The sequence below is a fragment of the Streptomyces sp. NPDC058464 genome, assembly GCF_042721035.1.
Taxonomy (GTDB): Bacteria; Actinomycetota; Actinomycetes; order Streptomycetales; family Streptomycetaceae; genus Streptomyces.
Genome location: NZ_JBHXMA010000003.1, coordinates 355,491 through 372,410 on the forward strand (window position 1 = coordinate 355,491; position 16,920 = coordinate 372,410).

General features: G+C 72.9%; 19 protein-coding genes. 11 read left to right on the top strand and 8 right to left on the bottom strand.

The window, feature by feature from the left end:
- The first annotated feature begins 6 nt into the window (after positions 1-6).
- Both ACFWPQ_RS06705 and ACFWPQ_RS06710 read left to right on the top strand, forming a co-directional pair.
- Positions 7-1,134 (top strand): alpha/beta hydrolase, encoded by a 1,128-nt coding sequence (locus ACFWPQ_RS06705; RefSeq protein ID WP_384030621.1) that lies wholly within the window; start codon positions 7-9, stop codon positions 1,132-1,134.
- A gap of 397 nt (positions 1,135-1,531) precedes the next feature.
- Positions 1,532-2,914 carry a hypothetical protein gene (locus ACFWPQ_RS06710; protein WP_384030623.1) on the top strand — a complete coding sequence of 461 codons (1,383 nt, stop codon included), beginning with the start codon at positions 1,532-1,534 and terminating at the stop codon, positions 2,912-2,914.
- A 13-nt stretch (positions 2,915-2,927) separates the two neighbouring features.
- On the opposite strand, the gene ACFWPQ_RS06715 is transcribed toward ACFWPQ_RS06710, so the two are convergent.
- Both ACFWPQ_RS06715 and ACFWPQ_RS06720 read right to left on the bottom strand, forming a co-directional pair.
- Positions 2,928-3,341: a VOC family protein gene (locus ACFWPQ_RS06715; protein ID WP_384030625.1), complete on the bottom strand. Its 414-nt coding sequence runs from the start codon at positions 3,339-3,341 to the stop codon at positions 2,928-2,930.
- A gap of 116 nt (positions 3,342-3,457) precedes the next feature.
- Positions 3,458-4,348: a neutral zinc metallopeptidase gene (locus ACFWPQ_RS06720; protein ID WP_384030627.1), complete on the bottom strand. Its 891-nt coding sequence runs from the start codon at positions 4,346-4,348 to the stop codon at positions 3,458-3,460.
- A 208-nt stretch (positions 4,349-4,556) separates the two neighbouring features.
- Here ACFWPQ_RS06720 and ACFWPQ_RS06725 point away from each other — a divergent pair, with 208 nt between their 5' ends.
- From ACFWPQ_RS06725 to ACFWPQ_RS06740, 4 genes are all read left to right on the top strand, one after another.
- Positions 4,557-5,468 (top strand): hypothetical protein, encoded by a 912-nt coding sequence (locus ACFWPQ_RS06725; RefSeq protein ID WP_384030629.1) that lies wholly within the window; start codon positions 4,557-4,559, stop codon positions 5,466-5,468.
- Positions 5,469-5,560: 92 nt separating this feature from the next.
- Positions 5,561-7,159: an ABC-F family ATP-binding cassette domain-containing protein gene (locus ACFWPQ_RS06730; protein WP_384030631.1), complete on the top strand. Its 1,599-nt coding sequence runs from the start codon at positions 5,561-5,563 to the stop codon at positions 7,157-7,159.
- 410 nt (positions 7,160-7,569) lie between these two features.
- Positions 7,570-7,788, top strand: a complete 219-nt coding sequence (locus ACFWPQ_RS06735) for a helix-turn-helix domain-containing protein (RefSeq protein ID WP_046727957.1) — start codon at positions 7,570-7,572, stop codon at positions 7,786-7,788.
- Between the two features lie 128 nt (positions 7,789-7,916).
- Positions 7,917-8,720, top strand: a complete 804-nt coding sequence (locus ACFWPQ_RS06740; RefSeq protein WP_384030633.1) for an enoyl-CoA hydratase/isomerase family protein — start codon at positions 7,917-7,919, stop codon at positions 8,718-8,720.
- A gap of 98 nt (positions 8,721-8,818) precedes the next feature.
- On the opposite strand, the gene ACFWPQ_RS06745 is transcribed toward ACFWPQ_RS06740, so the two are convergent.
- Positions 8,819-9,514, bottom strand: a complete 696-nt coding sequence (locus ACFWPQ_RS06745) for a nucleopolyhedrovirus P10 family protein (protein WP_384030635.1) — start codon at positions 9,512-9,514, stop codon at positions 8,819-8,821.
- 87 nt (positions 9,515-9,601) lie between these two features.
- Here ACFWPQ_RS06745 and ACFWPQ_RS06750 point away from each other — a divergent pair, with 87 nt between their 5' ends.
- The 5 genes from ACFWPQ_RS06750 to amaP all read left to right on the top strand — a co-directional run bounded on the left by ACFWPQ_RS06750 (position 9,602) and on the right by amaP (position 11,894).
- Positions 9,602-10,066, top strand: a complete 465-nt coding sequence (locus ACFWPQ_RS06750; protein ID WP_089101589.1) for an Asp23/Gls24 family envelope stress response protein — start codon at positions 9,602-9,604, stop codon at positions 10,064-10,066.
- An 86-nt stretch (positions 10,067-10,152) separates the two neighbouring features.
- A complete protein-coding gene (locus ACFWPQ_RS06755) occupies positions 10,153-10,347 on the top strand; it encodes a hypothetical protein (protein WP_053654947.1) in 195 nt (64 codons plus the stop codon).
- Positions 10,344-10,703: an Asp23/Gls24 family envelope stress response protein gene (locus ACFWPQ_RS06760; protein WP_384030637.1), complete on the top strand. Its 360-nt coding sequence runs from the start codon at positions 10,344-10,346 to the stop codon at positions 10,701-10,703. Before ACFWPQ_RS06755 ends, ACFWPQ_RS06760 begins: the two co-directional genes overlap by 4 nt.
- On the top strand, positions 10,703-11,311 hold the full coding sequence (locus ACFWPQ_RS06765) for a DUF6286 domain-containing protein (RefSeq protein ID WP_384030639.1): 609 nt from the start codon (positions 10,703-10,705) through the stop codon (positions 11,309-11,311). Before ACFWPQ_RS06760 ends, ACFWPQ_RS06765 begins: the two co-directional genes overlap by 1 nt.
- Positions 11,312-11,315: 4 nt before the next feature.
- On the top strand, positions 11,316-11,894 hold the full coding sequence (gene amaP / locus ACFWPQ_RS06770) for an alkaline shock response membrane anchor protein AmaP (protein WP_384030641.1): 579 nt from the start codon (positions 11,316-11,318) through the stop codon (positions 11,892-11,894).
- A gap of 114 nt (positions 11,895-12,008) precedes the next feature.
- On the opposite strand, the gene ACFWPQ_RS06775 is transcribed toward amaP, so the two are convergent.
- The 5 genes from ACFWPQ_RS06775 to ACFWPQ_RS06795 form a co-directional block, all read right to left on the bottom strand.
- Complete coding sequence (locus ACFWPQ_RS06775) at positions 12,009-12,764, bottom strand: SDR family oxidoreductase (protein ID WP_384030643.1); 756 nt, start codon at positions 12,762-12,764, stop codon at positions 12,009-12,011.
- Between the two features lie 5 nt (positions 12,765-12,769).
- Positions 12,770-14,554: a glycoside hydrolase family 15 protein gene (locus tag ACFWPQ_RS06780; RefSeq protein WP_384030645.1), complete on the bottom strand. Its 1,785-nt coding sequence runs from the start codon at positions 14,552-14,554 to the stop codon at positions 12,770-12,772.
- A 70-nt stretch (positions 14,555-14,624) separates the two neighbouring features.
- The gene (locus tag ACFWPQ_RS06785; protein WP_384030647.1) at positions 14,625-15,419 is read right to left on the bottom strand and encodes an SURF1 family protein; all 795 of its coding nucleotides are present in this window, start codon (positions 15,417-15,419) and stop codon (positions 14,625-14,627) included.
- 49 nt (positions 15,420-15,468) lie between these two features.
- The gene (locus ACFWPQ_RS06790) at positions 15,469-15,702 is read right to left on the bottom strand and encodes a hypothetical protein (protein ID WP_361284438.1); all 234 of its coding nucleotides are present in this window, start codon (positions 15,700-15,702) and stop codon (positions 15,469-15,471) included.
- A gap of 133 nt (positions 15,703-15,835) precedes the next feature.
- Positions 15,836-16,828 carry a DEDDh family exonuclease gene (locus tag ACFWPQ_RS06795; RefSeq protein ID WP_384030763.1) on the bottom strand — a complete coding sequence of 331 codons (993 nt, stop codon included), beginning with the start codon at positions 16,826-16,828 and terminating at the stop codon, positions 15,836-15,838.
- Positions 16,829-16,920 lie beyond the last annotated feature (92 nt).

Sequence of the window (16,920 nt, forward strand, 5' to 3'; positions counted from 1 at the left end):
GGACAGGTGCGCCCAGTCAAAGTCACGGCCGCTGCCGTCGGTGCCGTCCTGGCCGCCGGTGCGGCCGGCGTGGCCGCGGGGCGGTACGCGAGTGACGCCGCGCTGAAGGCACCGCCCGGCCGGCCCCTGCCCACCGAACCCCGGCTCACCGTGCACGGCACCGCGGCCGGCCGCATCACCCTCACCCGTGACCTCGCCTCGCTGCGCCCCGGCACCTACGGCCTGGCCGGCGACGGCTCGCACGCGGTCGTCGGAGCCGTCCTGGAGGCCGCCGCGGACACCGCCGACACCGTCGTACGGCGGCTGGAGCGGGTGACCCACGGCACCTTCGAGACCGGCGACAGGGCCTGGCTCACCGCCAACCTCCACATCGGCAACCCGGGCACCGCACTGGGCCTGGAGTACGCCGACGTCGACCTGCCCGGCGAACTCGGCCCGCTGCCCGCCTGGTTCGTGCCCGGCCACCGGGACACCTGGGTGATCGCGGTGCACGGCCTCGGCACCACCCGCGAGCACCCCATGAACGTCATGGCGTTCCTGCACGCCCGGCGCCTGCCGGTCCTCGCCCTCGCCTACCGCGGCGACCTCGGCGCCCCACGCTCCCCGGACGGCCTGAACCACCTCGGCGAGAGCGAGTGGCGCGACCTGGACGCGGCGATCCGCTACGCCGTCCGCTACGGCGCCCGCCGGGTCGTCCTGCACGGCTGGTCCACCGGCGCCACCATGGCGCTGCGCGCCGCCGCCCACTCGGCACTGCGCGAACGCGTCTGCGGCCTCGTCCTGGACTCCCCGGTGCTCAGCTGGGAGGCCACCCTGCGCGCCCTCGCCCAGGCCCGGCACACCCCCGAGCCCCTGCTGCCGCTCGCGGTGCGCGCCGCCCAGGGCCGCGTCGGTCTGCACGCCGACCACGTCGGCGACCCCGTCGACCCGGAGCACCTCACCGTGCCCACCCTGATCGTGCACGGCCCGGACGACACGGTGGCCCCCTGGGTGTACTCCCGCCGGCTCGCCGAGCGGCGCCCCGACCGGGTGGCCCTGCACACCGTCCCGGACGCCCCGCACGGCGCGATGTGGAACGCCGACCCGGAGGAGTACGAGGAACGACTGCGCCGGTTCCTCACGCCGCTGATGTGATGCGCCCCGCCGCTGATGTCATGTGCCCCCGATGCCATGCGCCCCGGCGCGTGCCCTCCCTGATGCGCGCCCCTTCGTCCGGTGGCGCCCCCGATGTGATTCTTCCCGCACCCGCCGGTCCTTCCCCTCCGCGTCCCCGGCCTCTCTCCGTCCCAAGCCGGAAACCCTGATTCCGGCCGGTTCCGAAGGTTCCGTTTAAGGCCGTACCACTGGCCTGAACATGTCTCCTCGCCTCCCCTCGCACCCCGTGCGTTGGCCAGCCCCGTCGCCCGCCGTGACATTCCGTTTGGGTTTTCGGACCGTCAACCGGAAGACTGCACCCGTGACGTCCCGTATCCCGCGCGACTCAAGGCTTCGACTCGTCCGAACGCGACCCCTGGCCGCCGCCCCCCGAGCGATGAACCAGCGGCCCGCGCGCCGCCCCGCACCCCGCCCGCCCGAGGGCACCCCGGCCCCCGCCGAGCTGGCCAGAATGGCACGGTTCGGCCTCGCCGGCGCGGCCCGCGTCGCCCACTGGGCCGACGCCGCCCTCGGGCCCGGCAGCGACGGCGCCACCGCCGACGGCAAGGCCACCCTCTCCGACGCGTCCGCCGAACGCGCGTCCGAGGACCTGGGCCTGACCGCCGCTCAGGTCCGCGCCGACTGGGACACCGCCCGCCTCGCCGGTCTGGTCGAGGTGCACGGCGACAGCGCACGCCCCGGCTGGCGCCTGCGCGCCTGGGACCGCGACGACAGTGCCGTGCTGCGCGGCTGGGTCGCCCTCTTCGACGCCTGGTCGCTCGCGCACCCGGAGCCCGCGGAGTTCGAGGCCGCCGCCGTCGCCGAGGTCGTCTCGGCCATGCCCCAGGTGCTCTCCTTCCTCCAGCTGTCCGCCGGTCCCGTCCCGGTCGAGCAGCTCCTGGACCTGCTGGGGCAGCGGGTCACCGAACTGCGCACCGAGCGCTGCGAGGTCCCCTACGACCCGGAGACCGGCACCGCGGGGCCGCTCGCCGCCGTGCGCTCCGCCGACGCCGACCCGGCGGACCACGCCCCGGCCGAGGACCCGGCCCCCGCCGACGAGGCCGAGCTCGCCCCGCTCCTCGACTGGTCCCTGCACGCACTCGCCTCCGTCGGCGCGCTGACCTGCGGCGACGGCCAGGCCACCCTCACCCCGCTGGGCAGCTGGGCGGTCTGGGTCAAGCTGGAGCAGATCTGCGTCGCCGCGCAGAGCCCCGCCGGGAACATCGAGGTCGCCGCCGAGGAGATGCTGCGCGGCTGCGCCCAGCTCCGGCCCAACGCGGCCCGCGCCGAGTACCGCGCCTGGCTCGCCGCCCGCCCCGTCGGCGGCGCCGTCACCGAACTCGTGGACGCGGCCCGCGGCGAGGACGCCCTGCTGCGCGGCCTCGCCTTCGAGGCGCTGCGCGTCGTCGGCGCCCCTGCCGAACCGGACGTCCGCGCGGTCGTCGACGAGCCGACCCTGCGGCCGTACGCCCTGCTGTGGCTGGCCGAGCACGACGGGGTCGACCCCGAGGACGCCCACGAGGTGCTCACCAGGGAAGAGGCGACCTGGCTCTGGGTGGACACGGCCGCCGCGGTCGCCGACCACGGTGAGGCGCCGCTGCTGGTCCGCCACCTCGAGTCGGCGCTGCAGCCCACCGTCCCCGTGCTGCTCGACGAGGTGCGCGCGGTCGGCCACCCGCGCACCGTGCAGGTCCTGGTCGCGCTCGCCGCCGCCCACCCCGACCCGGCGCTGGCCAAGGCCGTCCGCAGAGCCGCCTTCCAGGTGCACACCGGCGGCTGACGGCGGGGGCGGATCAGGCCCCTATCTCCGGGGCGTACGTGCCGAAACTCCAGACATTGCCCTCGACGTCCCGGGCCATGTAGTCCCGCGAACCGTAGTCCTGCTCGGTCGGGGGCATCAGGATCTCGGCGCCGTGGTCCACGGCGCGCTGGTGGTGTGCGTCGACGTCGTCCACGACGATGTACACCCCGGTCGGGCCCGCAGCCTCCATCGCCGCGTCGAACCGGCCGCCGCGGCCCTTGGAGCCCAGCATGATCGCGCCGTTGCCCTGCACCAGCTCGGCGTGGAGGATCATGCCGTCCTCGCCCTCGTACACCGACAGTTCGGTGAAGCCGAAGGCCTCCGTCAGCTGCTTGATCGCCGCCTTCGCGTCCGTGTACAGCAGCGACGGATAGATGCTCGGCCGCCCGCCACTCGTGCCCGCCATCCCGATCACTCCCTTGTGTGTCGGTCCCCCGAAAGCCGTCGTTCCGGCCTGGTCCCCAGTCTTGCACCCGGCACTGACAACGCCCCCGGCCCGTACCGTCGTTGCAGGTCAACGGCTCACCGGAAGGTGTTGCAGCGCGCCATGTCCCCGCTCCGGTACCCCTGGTAGAACCACTGCTGCCGTTGCTGCGCCGACCCGTGCGTCCACGTCTCCGGTGTCACCCGCCCCTGGTACCGCTCCTGGATCCGGTCGTCGCCCACGGCCGCCGCCGCGTCCAGCCCGTCCTCGATGTCCGCGGTCGTCAGACTCGTGATCAGCGGCCGGCCGGTCGACTTGTCGTTCGTGGTCGTCGCGTGGTGCGCCCACACCCCGGCGTAGCAGTCGGCCTGCAGCTCCGTCCGCACCGAATTGCTGCTCGCGCCGGTCAGGTTGTCCTGGGACCTGCTCAACGTGCCCATCAGGTGCTGCACATGGTGCCCGTACTCGTGTGCCACGACGTACGCCTGGGCGAACGGCCCGCCGCTCGCCCCGAACTTGGTCCGCAGCTCGTCGAAGAAGCCGAAGTCCAGATAGACCTTCCGGTCGCCCGGGCAGTAGAACGGCCCCACCGCCGCGGTCGCCGTCCCGCACGCGGTGCCGACCCGCCCGCTGAAGAAGACCGTGGGGGAGGCCGTGTAGGTGCCGTGGCGGCGGCGGAACTCCTGCGTCCAGAAGTCCTGCACGCTGTTGACCACCGCCACGATCCGGCAGTCCTCCTTGGCGTTCGCGTCCTGTCCGGTACGGCAGGTCTGCTGCACCTGCGCCAGCGAGGAGGAGGCGGGCGCGGGCGAGCTGTCCCCGGAGGAGAGCCCCAGCTGGTCCGGGCCGACACCGAGGAAGAGGGCGAGAAGCAGTGCGATCAGGCCGACCAGGCCGCCGCCGACGGTCGCCTTTCCGCCCGGGATCCGGCTGCCCCGCACATCCTGCACCTCGGAGGTGTCCAGGTTCGCGTCGTCGTCGAACTGCATGGGGCACCGCCTTCTGCTCGCACCGTCCCCCACCACCACCTTGCGCCATCCGCGCCGCCACTTCGCGTCGATGACCGGACGAACGCCCGAACGGGCGACGTCCCGCCCCGACCCCGCGTCACGCCCGCCCGCCCCTCGCACGCGTGGCTACGCTCTGCGCCTGACTCATGGCACAGGGGCGCCCGGCCGGGCGCCGAGGGGGGAAGGGGTGGCGGTTCTGCACCACGGGAGGACCGAGCCACCCGACACCGAGGCCTGCCCGGAGCGGTCTGCGACCGCCCACTCGAAGCGGCCTCGCCCCGAGCAGCCCCGGACCACCGTTCCGGAGCAGTCCTCGGCGGCCCACCCGCAAGGGCCGCAGACCGCCCTTCCGAAGCGGCTGCAGACCGCCCTCCCGCAGCGGCCGCAGACCGCCCTCCCGGGATCGCCCCCGGCCCGCGGCCCCGTCGAGCCCCTCAAGCGCCTCCTCACCCTTGCCCTCGCCCTGCTCGTCGTGGCCGTGCTCGTGGCCGTCGCCCACCAGATCCGCCCCGCCCCCTACGGCGACCGCCTCACCCCGGGCCCGCCCGCGCACACCGCACGCGCGCGTGGGGACGTCGTCGAGGCCTACGACGGGCGGACCCTGCGCTGGCGCTACGCGCGCGTGGGCCGCCGCCCGCTCAGCGTGCTGCCCACGCGCGGGCACGCGTTCACCGTCTGGGACGACGGGCTCGTCACCGACACCGACGGCCGCTCCGTGCGCTGGCACCGCGCCCTGCCCGCGGCGGCCGGCTGGCTGCGCGCCAGGGGCGGCGCCGGCGTCCTGCGCCCCCTGGACCGCGGCATCCTCGCGATCGTCACCCCGGCCCGGATCACCGCCTACCGCACCGTCGACGGCGACCTGCGCTGGGTGCTGCCCGCCCGCGCGGGCTGTGCGTTCCGCCCCGAACGTGCCGTACGTCACGGCCATGCCCTGCTCGTCGCCCAGCCCTGCGCGCACGGCGCCTGGACCGCGCAGCTCGTCGCCGTGGACGACCTGGGGGGAATCGCTGCGCACCGCACGCCACTGGGCAACGACCGGCCCGGCACGGGCGGCCCCGAACACCCGCGCACCGAAAAAGTGCTTGCGCCGCCCCGTTAGACTTGGCCCATGGCCATTCTCCTCGCGCATTAGACGGCGGGAACGTCCTCAGCCGCCCACCCGTCACTATCCGTACGCTCTGGAGTCTGTCCGTGATCTCCGCCTCCGGTATCGAGCTGCGCGCCGGTGCCCGCATCCTCATCGAGAACGCCACCTTCCGCGTCGCCAAGGGCGACCGCATCGGCCTGGTCGGCCGCAACGGCGCAGGCAAGACCACCCTCACCAAGGTCCTGGCCGGTGACGGCATCCCCGCCGCGGGCACCGTCACCCGCTCCGGCGAGGTCGGCTACCTCCCGCAGGACCCCCGCACCGGCGACCTCGACGTGCTCGCCCGCGACCGCGTCCTGTCCGCGCGCGGCCTGGACGTCCTGATCCGCAAGATGCGCGAGAACGAGCAGCGCATCGCCAACGGCCAGGGCGCCACCCGCGAGAAGGCGCTCAAGCAGTACGAGCGCCAGGAGACCGAGTTCCTCACCAAGGGCGGGTACGCCGCCGAGGCCGAGGCCGCCACCATCGCCGCCGCGCTCAACCTGCCCGACCGGGTGCTCGGCCAGCCCCTGCACACGCTCTCCGGCGGTCAGCGCCGCCGTATCGAGCTGGCCCGGATCCTGTTCTCCGACGCGGACACCCTCCTGCTCGACGAGCCGACCAACCACCTGGACGCGGACTCGATCGTCTGGCTGCGCGACTACCTGAAGACCTACCGCGGCGGCTTCATCGTGATCTCCCACGACGTCGACCTGGTGGAGACGGTCGTCAACAAGGTCTTCTACCTGGACGCCAACCGCTCCCAGATCGACGTCTACAACATGGGCTGGAAGCTCTACCAGCAGCAGCGCGAGGCCGACGAGAAGCGCCGCAAGCGCGAGCGCGCCAACGCCGAGAAGAAGGCCGCCGCACTGCACTCGCAGGCCGACAAGATGCGCGCCAAGGCCACCAAGACGGTCGCCGCCCAGAACATGGCCCGGCGCGCCGACAAGCTGCTGGCCGGCCTGGACGCCGTCCGCGTCTCCGACAAGGTCGCCAAGCTCCGCTTCCCGGAGCCCGCGCCCTGCGGCAAGACCCCGCTGACCGCCGAGGGCCTGTCGAAGTCGTACGGCTCGCTGGAGATCTTCACCGACGTCGACCTTGCCATCGACAAGGGGTCGAGGGTCGTCATCCTCGGGCTCAACGGCGCCGGCAAGACCACCCTGCTGCGCCTCCTCGGCGGCGTCGAGCAGCCCGACACCGGCGAGGTCGTCGAAGGCCACGGCCTCAAGCTCGGCTACTACGCCCAGGAGCACGAGACCCTGGACCCGACCCGCACGGTCCTGGAGAACATGCGCTCCGCGGCCCCCGACATGGACCTCGTCGAGGTCCGCAAGGTGCTGGGTTCGTTCCTGTTCTCCGGCGACGACGTCGACAAGCCGGCCGGGGTCCTCTCCGGCGGCGAGAAGACCCGCCTCGCCCTCGCGACCCTGGTCGTCTCCTCCGCGAACGTCCTGCTCCTGGACGAGCCGACCAACAACCTCGACCCCGCCAGCCGCGAGGAGATCCTCGGCGCCCTGCGCACCTACAAGGGCGCGGTCGTCCTCGTCACCCACGACGAGGGCGCCGTGGAGGCGCTCCAGCCCGAGCGGATCATCCTGCTTCCCGACGGCGTCGAGGACCTGTGGGGCGCCGACTACGCGGACCTGGTCGCCCTCGCCTGAGACCCGGTGGGACCCGGTGGGATCCCGGTGAGATCCGGTGAGATCCGAAGATCCGATCGCGTCGCCCTCGTTTGATCGAATGCCTGATCCACTGGCTATGGATCATTCGGCCTATCGGTGATCCATCATCTGTGTGAGATCTCCTCGTATCGAGGTGTGTCCTACATCGATTTTGCGGCCGATCCCTTTGTCGACAAGGGATCGGCCGCTTTCTGCTTCTGACCTGGCACTTCGCGGATGAACCCGTTCGGCCCTGCGGACAACCTCCAGCGGAATCCTGGATTCCGTATGTGGGGATGCGCTCCTGTCGTCACAACGATGTCTCACGGACCTTGCCGAATGGGTGGCCATCACGCCCCGGAGGGGTGATCATGAGGGGACCAGAGCGCACTTCCCATGAGGAGGCACGGGTGGCCGAGACTCTGAAGAAGGGCAGCCGGGTGACCGGCGCCGCGCGCGACAAGCTCGCGGCAGACCTGAAGAAGAAGTACGACTCCGGTGCGAGCATTCGGGCACTGGCCGAGGAAACCGGCCGCTCGTATGGCTTCGTCCACCGGATGCTCAGCGAGTCGGGTGTCACGCTGCGTGGGCGTGGCGGGGCGACGCGGGGCAAGAAAGCCGCGTCCTGACCCCGGGCGGCCCATCGGCTTCGATGGTGGCCACCCGGTCGGTCGGGTGATCGGCCGGGTGGTTACTGTGCAGTCACTTAGCATGCCGTAAGGCAATGCGTGATGACCGCACACATCGGAGGCGCCCCATGGCTTCGCCCGACCAGGACCTCGCTCCTGTTCTCGACAAGGACGGCGTACGGCTCACCGTTGACGACGCGCTCGCCACGGTGACGCTGACCAACCCGGCCAAGCGCAACGCCCAGAGTCCCGCACTGTGGCGGGCGTTGGCCGAGGCCGGGCGGTCGCTGCCGGGGTCGGTCCGGGTCGTCGTGCTGCGCGGTGAGGGCCAGTCCTTCTCCGCGGGCCTCGACCGGCAGATGTTCACGCCGGAGGGGATCCCGGGCGAGCCGAGCTTCATCGATCTCGCGCGCCGTGACGACGCCGAACTCGACGCGGCCATCGCCGGATTCCAGGAGGCGTTCACCTGGTGGCGGCAGAGCGACATCGTGTCGATCGCCGCCGTGCAGGGACACGCCATCGGGGCCGGCTTCCAGCTGGCCCTCGCGTGTGACCTGCGCGTCGTCGCGGACGACGTGCAGTTCGCCATGCGCGAGACCAGCCTCGGACTGGTGCCGGACCTGACCGGCACGCATCCGCTGGTCTCCCTCGTCGGCTATGCCCGCGCGCTGGAGATCTGTGCGACCGGACGGTACGTCCAGGCCGCGGAGGCGGTGGCTTCCGGGCTGGCCAGCGTTGCCGTGCCGGTGGGCGAACTCGACGCGGCGGTCCAGGACCTGGCGGGCGCGCTGCTGGCTGCGCCGCGGGACGCCGTGGTGGAGACCAAGGCGCTGCTGCGGGGTGCCGTTGGTCGTACGTATGACGAGCAGCGGGCCGCCGAGCGGCAGGCGCAGGCTCGGCGGCTGCGGGACCTTGCGGGGGTGGGTGAGTAGCGCCCCGCAAGGGGCGCTGGGGGTACCCCCGGCCGAAGGCTGGGGGAGGAACTGCGCGACCAACCCCCACCGGCCTGCACGTTTCGTACGGCCGACAGTCACTCGACCGCTGTCACCACCAGCGCCACCGTCGGCTGCTCGTCGAGCGCCTCGCCGACCGCCGTACGGACCCGGCGGGCCACCTCCACGGCCCGCGGGCCGTCGGTCAGCGCCACCTCCACCCGCACATGTCGGCGGGGCAGCGCGGCCTGGAAATGGACCTCGCGGCTCAGCGCCCCCGTCACCCGTGCCACCCCCGGCACCGCCAGCGCCGCCGCCGTCACCAGGGCCCCGTCGGCATTCGTCCCTTCCCGGACCGACGGCGGCCGGGGCGCACGTACCGCCTCCGGCGCCGCCGGCTCCTCCTCCAGCAGGTCGGTCACCCGCAGGTCCACCTCGGTCACCGCCAGCCCCAGCCGTACCGCGGCCGCGGCCAGCGCCCGCCGCAGCCGGGACGCCGTGGTCGGCAGGGGTTCGGCGGCCGTCGCCGCGAAGTCCGCCGAAAGACGCAGCGGCCCCGGCGGCACCGCACCGGGCGGTGACGGTACGACGGGCTCCGCCACGTCCGCCGGATCCGCCAGGGCGATCCGCACCGCGCCCAGCCGCACCCCCGGCACCCCGGCCGCCGCCCGCCGCAGCACCGCGTCCGCCACCGCCTCCGTGAGCCACGCCCCGTCCCGCGGCCCGCCCAGCGGAAGCAGCCTGCCGAAGCCCAGGGGGTGCCGTACCGTCTCTGTCCGTCGGTCCGCCGTCATTGCTCCAGCCTGCCGCATCTCCGGGGCACGACAGGACATCCGCACGTACCGTGGTCGCAGGACGACGACGGGAAGGGACGCACGGCGATGACCGAGATGGCGGCGGAGCCCGAGAAGGACCCGACGGTACAGACCCGGAAGACCGTCCGGCGCGGCGGTGGCGACCCGGCGACCCGGGGGCGGACGACGATCGCCGACGGAGTCGTCGAGAAGATCGCCGGACTGGCGGCCCGGGACGTGGTCGGCGTGCACGCGATGGGCAGCGGCCTCGCCCGCACCTTCGGCGTCGTGCGCGACCGGGTGCCCGGCGGCTCCAAGTCCGTGAGCCGGGGCGTGAAGGCCGAGGTCGGCGAGGTGCAGACCGCGCTCGACCTGGAGATCGTCGTGGACTACGGGGTGTCGATCGCCGACGTGGCCCGCGCGGTCCGGGAGAACGTGATCGCGGCCGTGGAGCGCATGACCGGGCTCGAAGTGGTCGAGGTCAACATCGCGGTGAGTGATGTGAAGCTTCCGGAGGAAGAGGAAGAGGAGCCGGAGTCCCGGCTCCAGTGACCGCCGACCGCGGCTGCCGACCGGGACTGCAGACCGGGAAACCGGTGATCGGGACCGGTGACCGGGACCTTTGAGGGGAGCGCACCATGAGTATGGCCGTTGTCGGCATGATCGCCGGCATGGCGCTGGGCTTCGCCGGGTACTTCGGCGGGTTCGGCGCCTTTCTGCTGGTGGCGGCGCTCGGGGCCATCGGGTTCGTCGTCGGCCGGTTCGCGGAGGGGGACCTCGAACTCGGCGACTTCTTCCGCACCCGCGACGACCGGCGTGACCGCCGGCGATGAGCTTCGCGAGCGGTGAGACGCACGGCGCCCCGACGGTCGTGGCGCCCGGTGACCGCGGCGCCATCCGGATCGCCGACCGGGTCGTGGCGAAGATCGCCGCACAGGCGGCCCGCGAGGCGCTCGGCCCCCTGCCGAAGGACGCCGTGCCCCCGCACGCCACCGTGGTCACGCACCACGAAACGGCCCGCGTCCGGGTCCACCTCGAACTGGACTACCCGTCCGACATCGGCGCCCGCTGCGCGGCGGTGCGTCGGCATGTGGTCGAGCGGGTAGGCGCGTTGGTGGACATGGAGGTGCCGGAGGTCGCCGTCCACGTGGAACGGCTGCACCCGGCCCACACCCAGGGGAGGGCGTGATGAACACCGAGCAGGCACCGGTCGTCGAGAAGCCGCCGCCGCCACCGGCCGCACCCCCGGCCGGCCACGAGCGCCGCTTCTGGTCCCCGCGCCGGGTCCCCGCGGCCCTGGTCGGGGTGCTCGTCCTGGTGACCGCGGGCGCCTTCCTGTACGACATCGCGGCCGTACGGGCCCACCACCCCGCCATGCACTGGCGCCGCGAACTGGCCAGCCAACTCGCCCGGCAGCCCCTCGACGGCACCTGGGTCCTGGTGGGCGCGGGCATCGCCGCCGCCCTCGGCCTGTGGCTGCTGGTCCTGGCCGTCACGCCCGGGCTGCGGGACCTGCTGCCCATGCGCCGCACCCACCCCGACGTGCGCGCCGGGCTGCGCCGTGACGCGGCCGCCCTGCTGCTGCGCGACCGGGCCATGGAGATCTCGGGCGTGCGCCGGGTGCGGGTACGGCTGCGCCGCTCCCGCGCCCATGTCCTCGCCGTCTCCCACTTCCGCGAACTCGACGAGGTGCGGGGCGACCTGGAGGCGGCCCTGACCGACGCGATCCGCGCGATGGGGCTGGCCCGCCCACCCGCCCTGACCCTCCATGTGATCCGCCCCGGCCGGAAGGGGTGACGCCGTGCTCGGCACCGTCAACCGCGTACTGATCGCCCTCGCGGGTCTCCTGCTCCTCGCCCTCGGCGGCTCGGTCCTGGCCGTCGGCCTCGGCGCCCCGTCCCCGTCCTGGTGGATCCACACCGGCCGCCACGACGTCCTGCTCAGCACGGCCGAGCGCACCCACTGGCGCGACGCGGGCTGGTGGTGGCCGACGGTCCTGGCCGCGCTGGCCGTCCTGGTCCTGCTCGCCCTCTGGTGGCTGACCGCGCAACTGCGCCGACGCCGCCTGACCGAGGTCCGGGTGGACACGGGAGACGGCGAGAGCGCGCTGCTGCGCGGCAGGGCCCTGGAGACGGTCCTGGCCACGGACGCGGCCCACCAGGACGGCGTCTCCCATGCCCAGGCGGTCCTGAAGGGCACGCGCACGGCACCGGAGGTAAGGGTATGGCTCCAACTGGAGCCGGACGTGGCCCCGGAGGAGGCTCTGGACACCCTGACGGCCCAGGCCCTGACACATGCCAGGGACTCGGCGGCACTGAAGAAGCTCCCCGCAGAGGTCCGACTGACGTCGGTGAAGCATCGTGCGGAGAGGGTGGCTTGACAGCGCCGCCCAGAGACGCGCCCCTGTCTTCAGGGGCGCGGGGCTGTATCAATGTGGGGCTGCCGCCGCGTGGGCGCGATCAGCCCCCACTCACCCGCACTCACAACTCAACCGTCAGAACCCGTGCCTCATCCCCCCGTCCACAGGCACCATGACCCCCGTCAGATAAGACGCGGCCGGAGAAAGCAAAAACGCCGCCACCCGCCCGAACTCCTCCGCCGTCCCGTACCGCCGCAGCGGAATCCGCGACTCGTGCTCGGCCCGGGTCGCCTCCGGGTCGGCGGACATGGCGTCCAGCTCCCGCACCCGGTCCGTGTCGATCCGCGACGGCAGCAACCCCACCACCCGGACCCCGCGCGGCCCCAGCTCGTCCGCCAGCGACTTGGCGAACCCGGCGAGCCCCGGCCGCAGCCCGTTGGAGATCGTCAGTCCGGGAATCGGCTCGTACACCGACGCGGACAGCACGAACCCGATGACACCGCCGTCCTCCAGCTCGGCCGCGGCCGCGCGGGCGAGCCGTACCGCTCCCAGGAACACGGACTCGAACGCGCTCTGCCACTGCTCGTCCGTGTTGTCCGCGACGAACCCGGCCGCGGGCCCGCCCACGCTCACGAGGATGCCGTCGAACCCCCCGAAACGCTCACGCGCGAGTGCGATCAGCCGCTCCGGCGCCGCCGGGTCCGCGTTGTCGACGGCCGCGCCCACGGCGTTCGGCCCCAGCTCGGCCGCCACGTCGGCGGCCCGCTTCTCGTCCCGTCCGGTCACCACGACCTTCGCCCCGTCCGCGACCAGCTCGCGCGCTGCCGCGTGGCCCAGCCCGCGGGTGGCTCCGGTGACGACGTACACCCGGTCCTTCAGTCCAAGATCCATGGCTCCTATCCTGCCTTCTCGCCGTCGAAGAGCGTGAGGGCGGTGTTCACCAGCCCGATGTGACTGAACGCCTGCGGGAAGTTGCCCAGCTGACGCCCGGTCTCCGGGTCGTACTCCTCGGACAGCAGCCCCACGTCGTTGACGAGGCTCACCAGCCGTTCGAACAGTTCCTTCGCCTCGTCGGTGCGGCCCGTCATGTGCAGCGCGTCGGCGAGCCAGAACGAGCAGGCCAGGAAGGCGCCCTCGCCGCCCGGCATCCCGTCGACGCCGATCGCGTCGGTGTCGTAGCGGCGCAGGAACCCGTTCTGCCCCAGGTCGTCGCGGATCGCGTCCACCGTGCCGATCACCCGGGGGTCGTCCGGCGGCAGGAAGCCGACGCGCGGGATCAGCAGCAGGGAGGCGTCGAGTTCGCGGGAGCCGTAGTACTGCGTGAAGGTGTTGCGCTGCGTGTCGAACCCCTTCTCGCACACCTCCCGGTGCACCTCGTCGCGCAGCGCGCGCCAGCCCTGCAGATTGCCCTTGAGCTCCGCGTGGTCCTCCAGGGTCCGCACCGCGCGGTCCGCGGCCACCCACACCAGCACCTTGGAGTGCACGAAGTGCCGGCGGCCGCCGCGGACCTCCCACAGGCCCTCGTCCGGCTGCCGCCAGGCCTTCTCCAGGAACTTCATCAGCGCGCACTGGATGGCCCACATGTGCGGCCTGGTGGGCAGCCCGGCGGTGCGGGCCAGCGACAGCGAGTCCATGACCTCGCCGTACACGTCCAGCTGGAGCTGGTCGACGGCGTCGTTGCCGACGCGTACCGGACTGGAGCCGGCGAAGCCGGGCAGCCAGGGCAGTTCGAACTCGGGCAGCCGGCGCTCGCCCGCGAGGCCGTACATGATCTGCAGGTCCGCCGGGTCGCCGGCGACCGCCCGGACCAGCCAGTCGCGCCAGCGCTCGGCCTCCTTGTGGTAGCCGGCGGCGAGCAGGGCGCCGAGGGTGAGGGTGGAGTCGCGCAGCCAGCAGAAGCGGTAGTCCCAGTTGCGCACCCCGCCCAGCTCCTCGGGGAGCGAGCTGGTGGCCGCGGCGACGATGCCGCCGGTCGGCGCGTAGCTGAGCGCCTTGAGGGTGATCAGGGAGCGCACGACCGTGTCCCGGTGGGGGCCGGTGTAGGTGCAGCGGGCGGTCCAGCGGCGCCAGTCGGTGACGCTGGCGCGCAGCGCCTCGTACGGGTCCACGAGCGGCGGGCGCGGCTCGTGCGAGGGGTGCCAGGTCAGCACGAACGCGACCCGCTCGCCCTCGGCGACGGTGAACTCCGAGTGGGTGCCGAAGTCCTCGCCCCAGGTGCGCACGGACGGATCGCTGCGCAGCCATACCGAATCGGGACCGGCGACGGCGACGCGGTGCCCGCCGGAGCGGCGCATCCACGGGATGACCGAGCCGTAGTCGAAGCGGAGCCGGAGCGTGCTGTGCACGGTGACGCGGCCGCTGACGCCCTCGACGATGCGTACGACGTCGGGCGCGCGGTCGCGCTGGGGCATCAGGTCGGTGACGCGGACCGTGCCCCCGTCGGTCTCCCACTCGGTGTCCAGAACCAGGGTGTCGGGCCGGTAGCCGCGCCGGGTACAGGTTGTAGCGCCCTGCGGGGCGATCCGCCAGTGGCCGTGGTCCTCGTCGCCCAGGAGCCTGGCGAAACAGGCCGCCGAGTCGAAGCGGGGCAGGCACAGCCAGTCGATGGAGCCGTCTCGGCCGACCAGAGCCGCGGTCTGCTCGTCGCCGATGAGCGCGTAGTCCTCGATGCGTCGGTCCACGGGACCCGGTTTCCCGTCCGGCCGGGGCGCGAACCAGGGGGTGGGCCGGGGGAGTGACGCGGCACGGCGCTCAGACGGCGGCCGGTTCCGCTTCCTCGGCCGTCTCCTGCTCCGCCGCCTCCGCACGCGTGCGTGCCTCACGGCGCACCAGCACGAAGAAGCCGTAGGGGACGCCCGCGGCGAACAGCCACCACTGGATCATGTACGCGTAGTTCAGCGGGGCGTCTTCCTTGCCCGGATCGGAGATCTGTTCCGGGGTGTCGCCCTTGGGCTGCGGCGCCGTCTGCTCGACGTAGCCGCCGAGGACCTGCTTGCCGAGCCGGCGCGCCTGCTCCTCGCTGTTGATCAGCATGATCTGCCGGTCGGGCAGGCCCTTGAGGTCCTTGATGCCGCTGGCCGCGGTGGTCTCGTCGGGCATCAGCCGACCCTGGATGGTGACCTTGCCGGCCGGCGGCGCGGGGATCTTCGGGAAGGCGGTCTGGCTGGGGCCGTCCGACGGGATCCAGCCCCGGTTGACCAGCAGCACCTTGCCGTCGGTCAGCACGAAGGGGGTCAGGACGTGGTAGCCGACCTCGTCGTCGGAGTTGGTACGGCGGCGGACGACGACCTCGTCGGCGGTGTCGAAGGTGCCGGTCGCGGAGACGGTGTGGTACCGCTCCTTGCGGGTCACGGCGTGCCCCGGCTCGGTCACCCGCTCGACCGGCACCGGCTTGGCGCCGAGCGCCTCGGCGACCAGCTGGTTGCGGGCGCTGCGCTCCTCGTACCGGTGCTTCTGCCAGAACCCCAGCCGGATCATCGTGGGGATGAGAAGCAGCGAGATGAGGGTGAGGATCACCCACTGCCGGGTCAACAGGAAGCGGTACACCCCACGACCGTACAACTCGGTCGTGGGGCGCGATCGGGCGGGTACCGGGTCACACGCGGTCGACGATGCCCGCCTTCCCCGCCTCCCGGGCGCAGTGGGCGCCGCAGTACCACTGGTTCTCGGCCTCGACGCCCTGCCCGATGATCGAGACCTTGCAGTGCTCGCAGAGCGGGGCCATGCGGTGGATCGCGCAGGAGAAGCAGTCGAAGACATGGACCGCGCCCTGCGCGTGCACCTCGAAGGTCATTCCGTAGTCATTGCCGCAGACTTCACATTTCGCCATGCGCCACAGGGTGGGCGGTCGCCCGCGCGGGGGCGAGCGGGCGCCGGGCGAGTCGTACGGCAATCACCCGTCCGTACGGCCCGTGCGGACGGGTGTACGGCCCGCCGCCGGGGTCACTTCTCCGCCGCCGCGGTCACTTCTCCTCCGTCGCCGGCGCCACGTCCCGCAGCAGCTGCCCGAAGGCCGCCTCGTCGACGACCGGCGTCCCGAACTGACGGGCCTTGAGGACCTTCGACGTGCCCGAGTCGGGGTCGTTGGTGACGAGCAGGCTCGTGAGCCGCGAGATGCTCGTGGAGACGTGCAGACCGGCCTCGGCGGCCCGGTCCTCCAGCAGCTCCCGGTCGATCGAGGTGTCCCCGGAGAACGCCACCCGCATGCCCTGCATCAGCGGCTTGCCGTCCTCGTACCGTCCCGGGTTCGGGTAGGGGCACGCCGGCCGCCTGCGGGACGGCCGCCAGCTGGTCGGCCGGTAGCCGCCGTGGCCCCCGCTCGCCTGCTGCCCGATGCGGGGCGTGTCCGACCACTCCGTCAGCGGCCGGCACTCCAGGAGCGGCAGCCGTACGTTGCCCGCCGCCGCGGCCCGCAGACTGGGCCGGAACGCCTCCGCGAGCACCCGCGCGTCGTCCAGCGCGTGGTGCGCCCGCCGCTGTACGACACCGAAGTGCGCGGCCAGGGTCTCCAGTTTGTGGTTGGGCAGCGGCAGGCCCAGCTCCTTGGAGAGCGCGATCGTGCACAGCCGCTGCCGCACCGGGGCCTCGGCCTTCGCCCGCGCGTACTCCCGCGCGATCATCTGCCAGTCGAAGACCGCGTTGTGCGCGACCAGCACCCGGCCGTCCAGCCGGGCCGAGAACTCCTCGGCGATGTCGCCGAAGAGCGGCGCGCCTTCGAGCACCTCGCTCGTCAGTCCGTGGATCCACACGGGACCCGGATCACGCTCGGGGTTGACCAGCGTGTACCAGTGGTCCTCGACCTCGCCGCGCTCGTCCAGCCGGTAGACGGCCGCGCTGATTATCCGGTCGTCCCGGGCCAGTCCGGTGGTCTCCACGTCGACGACGGCGTACCCCTTGGGGTATGCGGCGGGCCACGGGGTGCCGGGGGACACTGTGGTCGTACGGTCTTCGAGCATGGTCATTGAGGATATCGGTCCGGACCGACAGCCCTGTCCGTCAGGTCGCCTGCCGCAGCCGCCCGTTCGAATGTCCTGATTGCTCGTCCGCC

Excerpts from the sequence above, each read along its gene's own strand:
- ACFWPQ_RS06710 (WP_384030623.1), top strand. The coding sequence starts at position 1,532 with ATGAACCAGCGGCCCGCGCGCCGCCCCGCACCCCGCCCGCCCGAGGGC.
- ACFWPQ_RS06715 (WP_384030625.1), bottom strand. The coding sequence starts at position 3,341 with ATGGCGGGCACGAGTGGCGGGCGGCCGAGCATCTATCCGTCGCTGCTG.
- ACFWPQ_RS06720 (WP_384030627.1), bottom strand. The coding sequence starts at position 4,348 with ATGCAGTTCGACGACGACGCGAACCTGGACACCTCCGAGGTGCAGGAT.
- ACFWPQ_RS06740 (WP_384030633.1), top strand. The coding sequence starts at position 7,917 with ATGGCTTCGCCCGACCAGGACCTCGCTCCTGTTCTCGACAAGGACGGC.
- ACFWPQ_RS06745 (WP_384030635.1), bottom strand. The coding sequence starts at position 9,514 with ATGACGGCGGACCGACGGACAGAGACGGTACGGCACCCCCTGGGCTTC.
- ACFWPQ_RS06750 (WP_089101589.1), top strand. The coding sequence starts at position 9,602 with ATGACCGAGATGGCGGCGGAGCCCGAGAAGGACCCGACGGTACAGACC.
- ACFWPQ_RS06755 (WP_053654947.1), top strand. The coding sequence starts at position 10,153 with ATGAGTATGGCCGTTGTCGGCATGATCGCCGGCATGGCGCTGGGCTTC.
- ACFWPQ_RS06760 (WP_384030637.1), top strand. The coding sequence starts at position 10,344 with ATGAGCTTCGCGAGCGGTGAGACGCACGGCGCCCCGACGGTCGTGGCG.
- ACFWPQ_RS06765 (WP_384030639.1), top strand. The coding sequence starts at position 10,703 with ATGAACACCGAGCAGGCACCGGTCGTCGAGAAGCCGCCGCCGCCACCG.
- ACFWPQ_RS06775 (WP_384030643.1), bottom strand. The coding sequence starts at position 12,764 with ATGGATCTTGGACTGAAGGACCGGGTGTACGTCGTCACCGGAGCCACC.
- ACFWPQ_RS06790 (WP_361284438.1), bottom strand. The coding sequence starts at position 15,702 with ATGGCGAAATGTGAAGTCTGCGGCAATGACTACGGAATGACCTTCGAG.
- ACFWPQ_RS06795 (WP_384030763.1), bottom strand. The coding sequence starts at position 16,828 with ATGCTCGAAGACCGTACGACCACAGTGTCCCCCGGCACCCCGTGGCCC.